The sequence below is a fragment of the Mycetocola sp. Y442 genome, from assembly GCF_056898615.1.
Genome location: NZ_JBXHBV010000002.1, coordinates 310,317 through 324,197, shown reverse-complemented (window position 1 = coordinate 324,197; position 13,881 = coordinate 310,317). Strand labels below are relative to the sequence as shown.

The window sequence follows — 13,881 nt, the reverse complement described above, 5'->3', positions numbered from 1 at the left end:
TCACACTGTGACGACCCCTGCGAGGTGCTACTTGCCGCCGGAGCGACGCTTGTTGTAGACGTCGAAGGCGACGGCCAGGAGCAGCACGAGACCCTTGACGGCCTGCTGCCACTCGATTCCGAGGCCGAGGATCGACATTCCGTTGTTGAGGACACCGATGATGAGACCACCGATGATCGCTCCGCCGATGGTGCCGACACCGCCCTGGACTGCAGCTCCACCGATGAACGCCGCCGAAATGGCCTCGAGCTCGAAGCCGTCTCCCGCCTTCGGGCCTGCGAGGTTGAGTCGCGCGGTGAAGATGAGTCCGGCGAGTGCGGCGAGCACACCCATGTTGACGAAAAGCAGGAAGTCGGTCTTCCGGGTCTTGATTCCCGAGAGCTCGGCGGCGTGGCGGTTTCCACCGATCGCGTAAACGTGGCGGCCGAAGACACTCCGGTTCATGATGATGCCGTAGATCAGCACAAGCACAGCGAGCACGATGAGCGTCACGGGGATGCCCTTGTACGACGCGAGTGCGTAGGCGAAGAACCCGATGGCCGCGGTGATGAGCACGAGCTTGGCGATGAACCAGACGATGGGCTCGACATCCTGGCCGTACTTCTGGCGGCCTGCCCGGGTGCGGAACTGGCCGACGATGAGGGCGACAACGGCCGCGGCAGCGACGACCAGTGTCAGCGGGTCAAGATCGAAGTCACCGAACAGGTCGCTCAGGAAGCCGTTACCGAGAGCGCGGTACTCGGTGGGGAATGACCCGATGTTGGCGTTGCCCAGCACGACGAGCGCGAGCCCGCGGAAGATGAGCATGCCGGCGAGCGTCACGATGAACGCCGGTATGCCGACGTAGGCGATCCAAAATCCCTGCCACACACCGACGAGCGCGCCGATTCCGAGCGACATGATGATGGCGAGCCACCAGGGCAGGCCCCACGTCACCGCGAAGACGCCGGAACAGGCACCGACGAAGGCGGCCACCGATCCGACCGAGAGGTCGATGTGACCGGCGATGATGATCATCACCATTCCGATCGCGAGCACGAGGATGTACCCGTTCTGGACGATGAGGTTCGAGATGTTCTGCGGACGAAGCAGGATGCCGTCGGTCACGACCGTGAAGAACAGCACCACCGCGAGCAGCGCGATGAAGATTCCGTTCTTGCCGAGATCGGAGAGCAGGTGGCTGAGCCAGCTGGTGAACTTGTTGTCGACCGGGTGGATCGCGCCGCCTGCGGCGGTTTCCTCGGTCACCGGTGTCTGTGTGTTTGACATGTCAGGGTTCTCCTTGGTGGTGCCGGGCGCCCTAGCGCGGCTTTTCCATGGTCATGAGCTTGAGAAGGGATTCCGGGTTGGCGTCCTCGATGGGAAGCTGGCCGGTGATACGGCCCTCGCTGAGGGCGTAGATGCGGTCGCAGATCCCGAGCAGTTCTGGCAGTTCGCTCGAGATGACGATGACGCCTTTGCCCTGGGCCGCAAGCGCGTTGATGATCGCGTAGATCTCGTACTTGGCGCCGACGTCGATGCCACGTGTTGGCTCATCGAGGATCAGGACGTCGGGGTCGGAGTAGATCCACTTCGACAGCACGACCTTCTGCTGGTTACCGCCGGACAGCTTGCTCGTCTTTGCGAGCACCGATGGAGCCTTGATGTTCATGCTCGACCGGTAGCCGTTGGCGATCTTGTATTCCTCGTTGTCGTTGACGAGGCCGTTGCTCGAGAGCTTGTCGAGGGATGCCAGGGCGATGTTGCGCTTGATGTCCTCGAGCAGGTTCAGGCCGTAATGCTTGCGGTCCTCGGTCGCGTACGCGAGGCCGTTGCCGATGGCTTCCGAAACCGTGCGGGTCTTGATCTCCTCGCCACGCATGAAGACCTTGCCGGAAATCTTGCTTCCGTAGCTGTGGCCGAACAGGCTCATCGCGAACTCGGTCCGCCCGGCACCCATCAGCCCCGCGATGCCGACGATCTCGCCAGCGCGCACGTTGATACTGACGTTGTCGACAACGACCCGCGTCGGGTCCTGCGGGTGGTGCGCCACCCAGTCCTCGACCCTCAGGATCTCATCGCCGATGTTGGGCGTGTGGTCCGGGTACCGGTGCTCGAGGTCGCGACCGACCATGTCCTTGATGATGCGCTCTTCGGTGACATCCGTTTTCTGGATCGTCTCGATCGCCTTGCCATCGCGGATCACTGTGACGGTGTCTGCGACCTTTTTGATCTCGTTGAGCTTGTGACTAATGATGATCGACGTGATCCCCTGCTGCTTGAGGTTCAGGATCAGGTCGAGCAGGTGGTCGGAATCCTCGTCGTTCAGCGCGGCGGTCGGCTCGTCGAGGATGAGGAGCTTCACGCGCTTCGAGAGCGCCTTGGCGATTTCGACGAGTTGCTGCTTGCCGACGCCGATATCGAGGATCTTCGTTGTGGGGTTTTCCTTCAGCCCGACACGGGCGAGGAGGGCCGCCGCCTCCTGGTTCGTCTTGTTCCAGTCGATGAGACCGAACGGGCCGGTCTGCTCGTTGTTGAGGAAGATGTTCTCGGCGATCGACAGGTACGGGCTGAGCGCCAGTTCCTGGTGGATGATCACGATGCCCTTGGCCTCGGAGTCCCGGATGTCCTTGAACTCGACGACGTCGCCCTCGAAGACGATGTCACCGGTGTACGTGCCGTGCGGGTAAACCCCGGACAGCACCTTCATCAACGTTGATTTGCCCGCACCGTTCTCACCGCAGATGGCGTGGACTGTGCCGCGCTCCACGTCGAGGGTTACGTCCGATAGCGCTTTGACACCGGGAAATGTCTTGGTGATGTTGCGCATCTCGAGGATGTTTGTGGTCACTTTCGCACCTTCTCCATACCGAACCTGCTTCATTGCATTCGAGTGCCGGTGGGAGAGAACCTTTCTCTCCCACCGGCCTCGATTAGGAAGGGGTGTTAGCCGATCTGTTCTTCTGTCCAGTAACCGGACTCGACGAGCACCTCGTTGACGTTGTCCTTGACAACGATCTGCGAGTCGAGGAGGTACGACGGCACAACGAACGTGCCGTTGTCGTAGTCCTCGGTGTTGTTCACCTCGGGCTCGTCCTCGTTGAGCACGGCCACCGTCATTTCGACCGCGGCTGTCGCCAGCTTGCGGGTGTCCTTGAAGATGGTCGCGAACTGCTCACCCGAGTTGATCGCCTTGACCGAGTCGAGCTCAGCGTCCTGGCCCGAGATGGTCGGCCATTCCTCGCCGGTCGTGTAGCCGGCGTCGGTGAGTGCCGAGATGATGCCACGGGAGATTCCGTCGTACGGCGAGAGGATGCCGTTGACCTGCGTGCCGTCCGAGTAGCTGGACGTCAGGATGTTCTCCATGCGCTTCTGCGCGGTTTCGCCGTCCCAGCGAAGCGTCGCCGCCTGCTCGAAGTCGGTCTGCCCGCTCTTCACAACGAGGGTGCCAGCTTCGATGAACGGCGCGAGGGTGTCCTGCGCGCCTTCCCAGAAGAAGGTGGCGTTGTTGTCGTCGGGCGAGCCTGCGAACAGCTCGACGTTGAACGGGCCGGCGGGTGCACCCTCGACGGGCGCGCCCTCGAGGTCGACGAGTCCGAGTCCGTTGAGTACCGAGTTGGCCTGCTGGACGCCGACCTTGTAGTTGTCGAACGAGGCGTAGTAGCTGACGTTCTCGGTGTCGCGGATGAGGCGGTCGTATGCGATGACCGGAATGTCCGCGTCAGCGGCGTCCTGGAGGACCTGCGTGAGCGTGGTGCCATCGATCGACGCGATGATCAGCGCCTCGGCGCCCTTGGTGATCATGTTCTCGATCTGGTTGACCTGGGTGGGGATGTCGTCTTCTGCGTACTGCAGGTCGACTTTGTAGCCCTCGGCTTCGAGCTGCTCCTTGACGGCGTCGCCGTCCTGGATCCAGCGCTCGCTCGACTTGGTGGGCATTGCGACGCCGACAAGCGCGCCTCCGCCTTCTCCGCCTTCTCCGCCGCCCGAACCGCCCGACGAACATGCCGCGAGTGACACGACCATTGCGCCGGCCGCGAGTGTCGCGATGAGTACTTTCTTCACTGTGTTACCTCTCTGTAATCGTGCCATGGACGTCATTGTCGCCTGAGATTCCAGACAGGGGGTGGTGTTCCGCTCGGGCAGGGCTGCGTCCATGAACGCCCTGTTCGCTGCGGCTGCCGAAGCGAACCGCGTACGGGTAACCGCGAAAAACTCGTGAGGGACTTCTTCGTCAGCCGGTTTCGATTTCCGATCCCGGCAGGCAATGTGACCGTTCACATTGTTGTCACATGTTACGCAGAACACCAGCGAAGTTGTCAAGCTCGAAGGTCTCAGTTTGGTAACCACACCGATCGCGCGAGCCGGGAAGGCTCAGAACGCCGGTCTCCCGGTCGACGCACGCACCACGAGTTCGGGCTGGATCCGCGCCGCGTAAGCATCCGGCGAATCACCCATTGTCCCCAGCAGTTGCGCGACGCAGCGGCGGCCAAGCTCCAGGAAGTCCTGCCTGACCGTCGTCAGGGGCGGCCAGAAATGTGCGGCCTCGGGAATGTCGTCGAATCCCACAATCGACACGTCCCTCGGGACATCATGGCCGACGTCGCGGATCGCGTGCATGAGGCCGAGCGCCATCTGGTCGTTCGAGGAGAAAATCGCGGTGAAGTCGCGGACGCGCATGAGCTCGCGGCCGGCGTAATAGCCGAAGTCCGCCGACCAGTCGCCGAGGATGGGCGCTGTCGTCGCGACATCCTGCGCGTTCATCTCCTCGAGGAAACCACGCATCCGCGCCTCCGCCTCGATCCAGTCCTGCGGGCCGGCCAGGTGGTAGATGTGCCTGTGCCCCTGTTCGATGAGGTGCCTGGTGGCGAGGCGGGCGCCGGCCACCTGGTCGACGGCGATGGCATGGTCGTCGCCCTCGCTCGTATTCATGGTGACGAACGGAACCCTGAGGTCCAGGCTCGAGATCGCACGCAACACCCGCACCTGCGGCGCGATGATCACGAGGCCCTCGATCGCCTGCGCGTTGAGATGATCGAGCGCCGTGACAATCGACTCCTCGTCTGTCGCCGTGATGTTCGCGGTCGACACCAGGTAGCCGGCATCCTGCGCGGCAGTTTCGATGCTCTGGATGATGCTCGACGGCCCGTACTGCGAGCGCTGCGAGGCCAGGACGCCGAGCGTGCGGGACCGGCTGGTCACGAGGGCACGCGCTGCCCGGTTGGGGCGATACTGCAGCTCGTTCATCACGTCGAGCACGCGCTGCTTCGTGGCTTCCCTGATGCTGGGGTGGTCGTTCAGAACGCGGGAGACGGTCTGGTGGCTCACTCCGGCAAGGCGCGCAACGTCGCGGATGTTCGGCGCTCGGCCTTTGTCAACGCTGGGTGTCACCGGGATGCCCCTGACTAATGTGCACGGTCACATCCGCGCTGGTACGTCAATTATGCACACCCCTGCCGACGAATGGCACGCCAGCGAGGGCCGCGGGCTGTGGGGCCGAGGCACCGACGCAGCCTTGGTGCGACGCGCACGCTGATGACGATGTGACAGCAATGTGACAAGGAGCGGATGCACTCTGTCACATCGCCAGCGCCGCGCTGGAAACCGGGCGCGGTCAGGATGCGCGTGGGCCGTCGTTGGCGGCAACAGGTCGAACACCGGTGCCGACGCGGGACCCGAGCCCGAGGGTGACCACCGAGATCGCGGCCGCGAGAAGAAAACAGCCGGCGAACGGCCAGGCGCCGCCCAGCCCGACCAGGGCCGCGAACACGATTCCGGTCGAGGCCAGCGCGAGGGCACCACCGAGAGAGTCCGAGATCGACAGCGCCGAGCTGTTGAAACCCTGGTCGCGATCGCTCGAGTATGACAGCGTCATGACGCTGAGCCTCGGATACATGAGTCCCATGCCTCCTCCACCGAGCAGCCAGCCGCCGATAATGACGAGCGGTGACAACTCGAACGCGGCGGTCGCCACGGCTGAGAGGATCGCCAGCAAGACGAGGACCGTCCCGATGCGCATGGCGTTCACGGAACTCAGCGTGGAGTCGAGCCTGCCCTGAATCCACGAGGCACCAGCCCAGGTGAGTGCCGCTCCGGTGAGCGCCAGTCCTGAGAGAGCGGCCGAATAGTCGTACCGATCGGTCAGCAGGTAGGGGATGTACACCTCAGTGCCGAAGAAGGCCGCCGAGATAAGTCCGCGCAGCAGGATCACACTCGGCAGCCCGCGCTCCGCGCGGAGCGTACCGGTCGGCAGGAGGGGGCGAACGGCCACGAGCGCGAGCACGACAGCGGCAACCGCGACGACACCAATGAGGACACCGTCGAGCCTGGCCGAAAGATTGAGACCGAGCACAGCGGCCGCGGCGAGCACAGCCCACCCGATCTTGCCGATCGCCCAGGCCGGTCGCCTGGCGAGATCGGTTTGCTCGCCGCCCTGCAGCATCCGCAGGGCGGGAACCACCATGAGCATGGCGATGAGGACGAGGACAACGACCCCAAGGAACACCCAGTGCCAGCTCGTGAGTTCCGCGACGACACCGGCGGCGAACGGACCGACGAGCGAAGGCACGACCCACGCCGCAGCAAACCCGGCGAAGATCCTGGCGTGGAGCGCAGCCGGGTAAATCCGCGCCACCACGACGTAGAGCGCGACGCTCATGGCGCCAGAGCCGAGTCCCTGCACGAGGCGCCCGAGAAGGAACACTGTCATGTCGGGCGCGAGCCCGGCGATGATCAGTCCGACGATGAACAGCGCAACAGAGGTCAGCAGCGGCGCGATGGGACCAATGCGGTCTGACCAATTTCCGGCGACAACCATGCCGATGACGCCGGTGGCGAGCGGACCGGCGAACGCGAGCGCGTAGAGCGCAGCACCGTCGAGGTCAGCGCTCACGAGCGGCATGATCGTCGTCACCGCGAGCGACTCGAATGCGCTCAGAAAGACGAGCGCACACGATCCGATCGTCGCCCAGAGATACCCGGCCGAGAAAATCCCGGGTGCAGCCGGACGCCGGGGGTCGTGCGATCCGGTTCGGGGCCCGGCGTCAGAAGTCACGCGAAGAGCCTAGCCCGGCGGTCAACGCTTCTTGAGCGCCTTCCCGATCGCCCGGTCCACATCGGCGAGCAGATCGTCAATGGTTTCGAGTCCGACCGAGAGCCGGATCACATTGGCGGGAACCGCGAGTTCGGTTCCGGCGACCGAGGCGTGGGTCATCTCAGCGGGGTAGTTGACCAGCGACTCGACACCGCCAAGCGATTCGGCGAGCTGGAACACCCTGGTGCTCTCGGCGAATCGTCTCGCCACCCGCTCGCCGCCCGCGAAGGCGACGGACAGCATCCCACCGAACCCCGACATCTGGGTCGCCGCAAGCGCGTGACCCGGGTGAGATTCGAGTCCGGGGTAGTACACGGTCTCGACGGCGGAGTGCTCGGCGAAGTACTCGGCAATCGCCTGCGCACTCTCGCTGTGTCGCTGCACGCGCACGTCGAGGGTCTTGATTCCCCGCGAGGTGAGGAAAGCATCCATCGGCGATGACACGGCACCGGCGGCGAACTGCATGAAGCGCACCTTCTCGTGCATGTCGTCGTCGTTGAGGACGAGCGCGCCACCGATCACGTCAGAGTGACCACCGAGGTACTTCGTGGTCGAGTGCACGACGACGTCAGCACCGAGGACCAGCGGCTGTTGCAGGGCCGGTGACGCGAATGTGTTGTCGACGACAACGGTGAGACCGGCGGCGTGGCCGATTTCTGCGAGTTCCGCGATGTCGGTGATTTTCATGAGCGGGTTCGACGGAGTCTCAACCCAGAGGATCTTCGTGTCAGCGGTGATCGCTGACTGCACCGTGCGGAGGTTCGACATGTCGACGACGGTGTGGGTGACCCCCCACGCGCCGAAGATCTTGTTGATCAACCGGTAGGTTCCGCCGTATGCGTCGTTGCCGAGCACGATGTGGTCGCCGGGCTTGAGGATGCCGCGAAGCAGCGCGTCTTCGGCGGCGAGACCTGACGCGAATGAGATGGCGTGCTTTCCGCCCTCGAGCGCTGCGAGTTGCTCCTCAAGTGCGTTCCGGGTCGGGTTTCCCGCGCGGCCGTACTCGTAGCCGTTTCGCAGCCCGCCGATGTGCGTCTGGACGAACGTCGATGACTGGTAAATCGGCGGGATGACGGCACCGGTCGTCGGGTCGAATTCCTGGCCGGCGTGGATGGCCCGCGTCGCAAACCCGCGCTTCTTCGTGGTCTTGTCGCTCATTCTCGGTCCTCTACTCGCTCAAAAAGGTCAGGAGGTCCTGACGGGTAATGACGGCGTTCGGCTTGCCGTCGTGCATGACCAGGAGGGCATCGGATGCCTCGAGTGCTGTACGCGCGGATTCGAGCGATTCTCCCGAACCGATCAGCGGAAGCGGTGCCCGCGTGAGTGTGGAGACGGCATCCGTCACCGTTGCCGAACCGGAGAGGATGCTCTCGAGGAGCGAGCTCTCCGACACCGAACCGATAACCTCACCGAGAACGACGGGCGGTTCGGCGGAGAGCACGGGCAGTGCGGAAACACCGGTCTTCGACAGCAGGGCCGCCGCGCTCTGGACCGTGTCGTCGGGGCGGACGTGCGGCAGGGACTCTGCGGTGTCACCCTTCGCCAGGACCAGGTCGCCGACCGTTCGCTCGTCGGTCGCTGAACCGATGAAACCGTGCCTGCGCATCCACGTGTCGTTGAAGACCTTCGCGAGGTAGCCGCGTCCGCCGTCGGGCAGGATCACCACGACGACGGCATCCGCGGGGAGGGAGCGGGCTGCCTTGAGCGCGGCAACGACGGCCATGCCGCTCGAGCCGCCGACCAGCAGGCCCTCTTCGAGCGCGAGGCGACGGGTCATGGCGAAGGATTCGGCATCCGATACCGCGATGACCTCGTTGACCACGCCCGGGTCATATGCCCCCGGCCACATGTCTTCGCCGACGCCCTCGACGAGGTAGGGCCGGCCGGTGCCGCCGGAGTAGACGGAGCCCTCAGGGTCTGCGCCGATGATGCGAACGCCGCCGTTGGAGACCTCGCGGAGGAATCGCCCAGTGCCCGTGATGGTGCCGCCGGTGCCAACGCCCATGACGACGTGGGTCACGGTGCCGTCTGTGTCGTTCCAGATCTCGGGGCCGGTGGTCTCGTAGTGGCTGAGCGGGCCGTTCTGGTTGAAGTACTGGTTGGGCTTGAATGCGCCGGGGATTTCGGCGGCGAGTCGGTCGGAGACGCTGTAATAGGACTCGGGCGAATCGGGCGCGACGCTCGTCGGCGTGACGACGACCTGGGCGCCATACGCGGTCAGGACGTTGCGCTTCTCCTCGCCGACCTTGTCCGGCACGACGAAGATGCACTTGTAGCCGCGCTGCTGGGCGACGAGCGCGAGGCCAACACCGGTGTTGCCGCTCGTCGGTTCGACGATCGTCCCGCCGGGCAACAGGTCTCCGGATGCCTCGGCGGCATCGATGATGCGCGTCGCGATGCGGTCCTTGATCGAGCCACCCGGATTGAAGTACTCGACCTTCGCGAGCACGGTGGCGGCGATGCCGTCGGTGACGCTGTTGAGCTTGATCAGCGGGGTGTTCCCGACCAGATCGACGATGGTCTCTGCGTACTTCACGGGTCTGTCCATTCGGGGAGTGCGTGCGTGGCCGGGGTCCGGGTCGGGTCGGTCTCGTGACGGGTTATGGCCGTCTTATCGAGCCTAGCCGCTGCTCCGGGAGTGTTACAGGGCGCGCGTGACGCTCGCGGCGGCATCCTCTTCACATAAAGCTGTGAGGATGCGGGCCATACACTATGAAAGGCAGCCCGGCGCACACTCGTGGTCGACCGCTGACCCCGACGATCACCGACGAGAGGCCCACGTTGACCCCCCGAGACGATTCCCCCACAGGCACCGCGAACAAGAGCGGTAACCCGGCGAAGCAGTTGACCATCAAAGAGCAGCGCGCAGAGCAGCGTGCCGCGAAGGTGGAGGCGTTCAAGCGGGAACAGGCCAGAAAGCGCCGCAACAAGCGCATCGGAATCGGAGCCGCCATCATCGGCGGCATTGCCGTCATTGCCCTGCTCGTTACGAGCATCGTGCTGACGATGCCGAAGAACGCCACCTATGAAGCCGGCGGCTCAGGTGCCGAAATCGAGGGCGTCGAGACCTTCAAGAACACGAACAACCACGTGGAGACCACCGTGGAGTACCCGCAGACTCCCCCGGCCGGCGGCGACCACAACCCGGCCTGGCTGAACTGTGGCGTGTACACCGAGCCTCAGCAGAACGAGAACGCCGTGCACTCGCTCGAGCACGGGGCTGTCTGGGTCACCTATGACCCGTCGATCTCCGACGAGGAACTCGACGCGCTCAAGGAAAAGGTCCCGTCCACCTATGCGATCCTCTCTCCGTTCGAGGGCCTCCCGACGCCCATCGTTCTCTCCGCCTGGAACGCGCAGCTCCAGGTCGACGAAGCCTCTGACGAGCGCATCGGCGAGTTCTTCGAGGAGTACTGGCAGAGCGAGAACGTCCCCGAGGTCGGCGCAGCGTGCACCGGCGCTATCGACGGACCGGGCAAGGCGTAATTTTGGCGGCAGCTGAACTGACTGACCTCGAGACGGATGCCGCGGCATCCGTCTCGAAATCAGATCCGACTCCGCGGCGCCGGTCACCCCTCGCGCTGCTGGTCGTCGGTCTCGTCGCGGTTGTCATCGTGGGCATCGTCGCGTTCTCAGTGGGACGGCTGTCAACGCTCGGCGACCCGACCCCGACGACGGAGAGCGCCGAAGCCGGTTTCGCGCGCGATATGCAGACGCACCACAACCAGGGCGTTGAACTGGCGATGATCATCCGTGACCTCACGGATGATGCCGAGGTTCGGTTGCTCGCCTACGACATCGCGACGACGCAGTCTGCGCAGTCGGGCATGATGAAGGGCTGGCTCAACGTGTGGGGGCTGTCCGGGTTCTCGTCGGAGCCCCCGATGACGTGGATGACGACGCCGACGCTGGACGGGGACGGGCACAACCACGGTTCCGGCGACAGCGCGCACAAGCCAGGTGAACCGATGCCGGGGCTGGCCACGCCCGAGCAGATTGCCGAGCTCAAGGGTCTCAGCGGTGTCGCGGCCGAGCGCCTGTTTCTCGAGCTCATGATCGAGCACCACAAGGGCGCCATCGAGATGGCCGAAGCTGTGCTCGACCGGAGCACGAACTCGACGGTGCGGACCTTCGCCACCGGAGTGGTGAAGAGCCAGGACGCGGAGATCGACCTCATGACGTCCATGCTCGAGGAGCGGCCGGCGCCGTAGCTGCCTGCGCCCCGGCGCGCCCGCACCGCACCGCCCGGCATCCGTTCGGCTGTCACAAACGCACGCCATAACGCTGCCCCACGTGCATTTGCGACCGCCGCACCGCCCCACCGCCCCACCGTCGTGCCCCTGTGCCCCCGCGCCACGGCATCCGTTCGCGTTCTCGTCGCCGCAGCGCCGCCCTCGTCCGTCACAAACGCCCGCCTCCCTCTGCGAAACCCGTCACTCACGACAGACGAACCCCGCACCCCACCTTGCGGTGCCGGTCGTCCGACGCAAACGCCCGCCTCCCTCCGCAAAACCCGACACTCACGACAGACGAACCCCGCACCCGACCCCGCGGCGCCACTCATCCGTCACAAACGCCCGCCTCCCTCCGCAAAACCCGACACTCACGACAGACGAACCCCGCACCCCACGCCGCGGCGCCACTCATCCGTCACAAACGCCCGCCTCCCTCCGCAAAACCCGACACTCACGACAGACGAACCCCGCACCCGCCGTCGCCACCACCCCCGATCGCGTGCTCGCGAAGTGCCGGAGCGCTGCACTAGTCTCTGCTCACAGCGACGGGCGATAGCCGTCGGCCCGAGAGGACTCCGTGGGAACAAAACGTCAGGGCGTCGCCGCCGCGTGCGCGGTGATCGTTTCGTCCGCCCTCCTCCTTTGCGCGTGCAGTTTTGCGAGCGACCCGCAATCGTCACCGGTGGCGCTGGCCTCGCCGAAGACATCCGTTGTCCCCACACCGACGGCATCGACTGCCCCGCCGGAGCTCGAACTCGGAGCGGTGGTCGCAACAGGGCATCTCGTCGGTGACCCGCTCATTTCTGGTGACGTCGACGTCCGAGTCGGGCGCAAAGGGGCGTTCGCACTCCACCTGCTGAACTTCACGTCCGAACATCCCGGCGAAATCTCTCTCGGCGTGTCACCACGGACTGTGGAACCGGGCACCAAGTGCACCAGCTCGATCATGACGATGGACTACGGTGACCCAGCCCAGTACGCGGAACCGGTTTTCCCTCTCCTGGAAGACTTCACACACGGCGATCCGACCTTCCTCCGCACTGTTCTCATCAAACTGTTCGACCCGGTTGCGTTCGCAGACGGATGCTATGTCTCGGTGCTGTCGAGTGCGGTCCTCACGTGGACCCTGCCCGACATGCGCCCCGGCCTGGTTGTGGCGGACTCCGGCAAAACCGGCGGCGCGAACGGCGAGGTGACACTCGTCGACGGCATTCCCGTGACATATACCGTCGCGCCCGATGATGTCGCGGCAGAGGTCGCGGCGCGATTAGGCATCACGGTGGACGACCTCTTTTACCTCAACCCGACCCGCACGACGATCATCGAATACCCCCTGTTTCAAATTGGAGAAGTTCTCAACATCAGCAAGGCCCACCGCTAGGCCGAGAGCTGCCTCCCACTTTTCCACAAGCACTTCCCCTCTCCACAGTTCCCGCACATGACGAACTCACTCGTTCATCAGCTGGAACCATGAGCGCATGCGTACCCCACGACCGCTTCCCGCTGAGCTGCCTCCCGCGTTCACGTATGCCCACGCCCGCATGCTGGGCGTCGGTAGATCACGGCTCGAGGCCCACGATCTCGAGCGACCGTTCCATGGAGTACTGGCGCGAGTGGAGACCACCACAACCGACCTGATCGACACCGACCCGGCAGAGCGGGCGCGAACTGACATCGAGCGTCTGGCTCGCGCGTACGCGACACGGATGCCTTCGGTCGAATTCTTTAGTCACCGTACGGCCGCGATTCTCTGGGGCGTGCCACTTCCCGTCAGCGGCGGTGATCAGCTCGTCGATGTGTCCGTCCATCGACCACGCCGGGCCCCTCGCGGTAAAGGAGTACGCGGGCATGAGCTGGACCCACGACTCGTCCACCTCACCGTCCGCGACGGCCTCCGCCTCACAACGCCGGCCTCGACGTGGGCGAGCCTCGGTCGACTCCTTCATCCCTACGATCTGGTCGCGGCGGGTGACGCAATCGTGTGCCAACGCACCTCCGCAGGCGGGAACGGTTTTGGGCAGGCACCGCTCGCAATGCTGGACCAGCTTCGCGCCGCAATCGATGCCGGTCGACGCCCCGGGATCGGCGCTCTCCGCGACGCGTTCGGTCGCATCCGCACCCGCTCCTGGTCGCGGCTCGAGACCTGGGTGCGGCTCATCCTCGTCGACGCAGGGCTTCCGGAACCCGCACTCAATTACGACGCATACGACGACGCGGGCAATTTCCTGGGATGCATCGACCTTGCCTACCCGGAACTCAAGATCGCCATCGAATACGAGGGTGCGCACCACTGGCAAACGGCCGAGCAGTTCCACCGTGACATCGATCGCCTCAACCGACTCGTCGAGGCGGGGTGGCGCATCGTACGGTTGACCGGGAGCCACGTCTTCTCTACCCCGTCCGAGGTCGTGCGGCGGGTGTCCCTGGCCCGTGCGCAGCGGGGCGCCACCGCGTGAAGCGATGGCGCAGGCTCATCCGACACTGCTGCCCGAAACGACCCAAACTTCCCGACATCTGCGACGGACGAACGAAGCGTCGAACCCCAACGCCAGCCCATCCGACGCAAATGCACGC

The 13,881-nt window shown here is 64.7% G+C and carries 11 protein-coding genes; 4 read left to right on the top strand and 7 right to left on the bottom strand.

Annotation, left to right across the window (positions count from 1 at the left end; all coding sequences use genetic code 11):
* Positions 1-27 precede the first annotated feature (27 nt).
* The 7 genes from mmsB to AC1X6S_RS08225 form a co-directional block, all read right to left on the bottom strand.
* The gene (gene mmsB, locus AC1X6S_RS08255) at positions 28-1,269 is read right to left on the bottom strand and encodes a multiple monosaccharide ABC transporter permease (protein ID WP_483405274.1); all 1,242 of its coding nucleotides are present in this window, start codon (positions 1,267-1,269) and stop codon (positions 28-30) included.
* Between the two features lie 31 nt (positions 1,270-1,300).
* The gene (gene mmsA, locus AC1X6S_RS08250; RefSeq protein ID WP_483405273.1) at positions 1,301-2,830 is read right to left on the bottom strand and encodes a multiple monosaccharide ABC transporter ATP-binding protein; all 1,530 of its coding nucleotides are present in this window, start codon (positions 2,828-2,830) and stop codon (positions 1,301-1,303) included.
* Between the two features lie 95 nt (positions 2,831-2,925).
* Entirely contained in the window at positions 2,926-4,071 is a 1,146-nt protein-coding gene (gene chvE, locus AC1X6S_RS08245; protein WP_483405272.1) for a multiple monosaccharide ABC transporter substrate-binding protein, read from the bottom strand.
* Between the two features lie 282 nt (positions 4,072-4,353).
* A complete protein-coding gene (locus tag AC1X6S_RS08240) occupies positions 4,354-5,370 on the bottom strand; it encodes a LacI family DNA-binding transcriptional regulator (RefSeq protein WP_483405271.1) in 1,017 nt (338 codons plus the stop codon).
* Between the two features lie 223 nt (positions 5,371-5,593).
* On the bottom strand, positions 5,594-7,033 hold the full coding sequence (locus AC1X6S_RS08235) for an MFS transporter (protein ID WP_483405270.1): 1,440 nt from the start codon (positions 7,031-7,033) through the stop codon (positions 5,594-5,596).
* Positions 7,034-7,054: 21 nt separating this feature from the next.
* Positions 7,055-8,230 (bottom strand): cystathionine gamma-synthase, encoded by a 1,176-nt coding sequence (locus tag AC1X6S_RS08230; protein ID WP_483405269.1) that lies wholly within the window; start codon positions 8,228-8,230, stop codon positions 7,055-7,057.
* A gap of 10 nt (positions 8,231-8,240) precedes the next feature.
* Positions 8,241-9,608: a cystathionine beta-synthase gene (locus tag AC1X6S_RS08225; RefSeq protein WP_483405268.1), complete on the bottom strand. Its 1,368-nt coding sequence runs from the start codon at positions 9,606-9,608 to the stop codon at positions 8,241-8,243.
* A 245-nt stretch (positions 9,609-9,853) separates the two neighbouring features.
* On the opposite strand from AC1X6S_RS08225, the gene AC1X6S_RS08220 reads away from it, so the two are divergent.
* The 4 genes from AC1X6S_RS08220 to AC1X6S_RS08205 all read left to right on the top strand — a co-directional run bounded on the left by AC1X6S_RS08220 (position 9,854) and on the right by AC1X6S_RS08205 (position 13,763).
* The gene (locus AC1X6S_RS08220) at positions 9,854-10,558 is read left to right on the top strand and encodes a DUF3105 domain-containing protein (RefSeq protein ID WP_483405267.1); all 705 of its coding nucleotides are present in this window, start codon (positions 9,854-9,856) and stop codon (positions 10,556-10,558) included.
* Positions 10,559-10,560: 2 nt separating this feature from the next.
* Complete coding sequence (locus AC1X6S_RS08215; RefSeq protein WP_483405266.1) at positions 10,561-11,283, top strand: DUF305 domain-containing protein; 723 nt, start codon at positions 10,561-10,563, stop codon at positions 11,281-11,283.
* Between the two features lie 601 nt (positions 11,284-11,884).
* Positions 11,885-12,688 (top strand): LysM peptidoglycan-binding domain-containing protein, encoded by an 804-nt coding sequence (locus AC1X6S_RS08210; RefSeq protein WP_483405265.1) that lies wholly within the window; start codon positions 11,885-11,887, stop codon positions 12,686-12,688.
* Between the two features lie 97 nt (positions 12,689-12,785).
* On the top strand, positions 12,786-13,763 hold the full coding sequence (locus tag AC1X6S_RS08205) for an endonuclease domain-containing protein (RefSeq protein ID WP_483405264.1): 978 nt from the start codon (positions 12,786-12,788) through the stop codon (positions 13,761-13,763).
* The last annotated feature ends 118 nt before the right edge of the window (positions 13,764-13,881 follow it).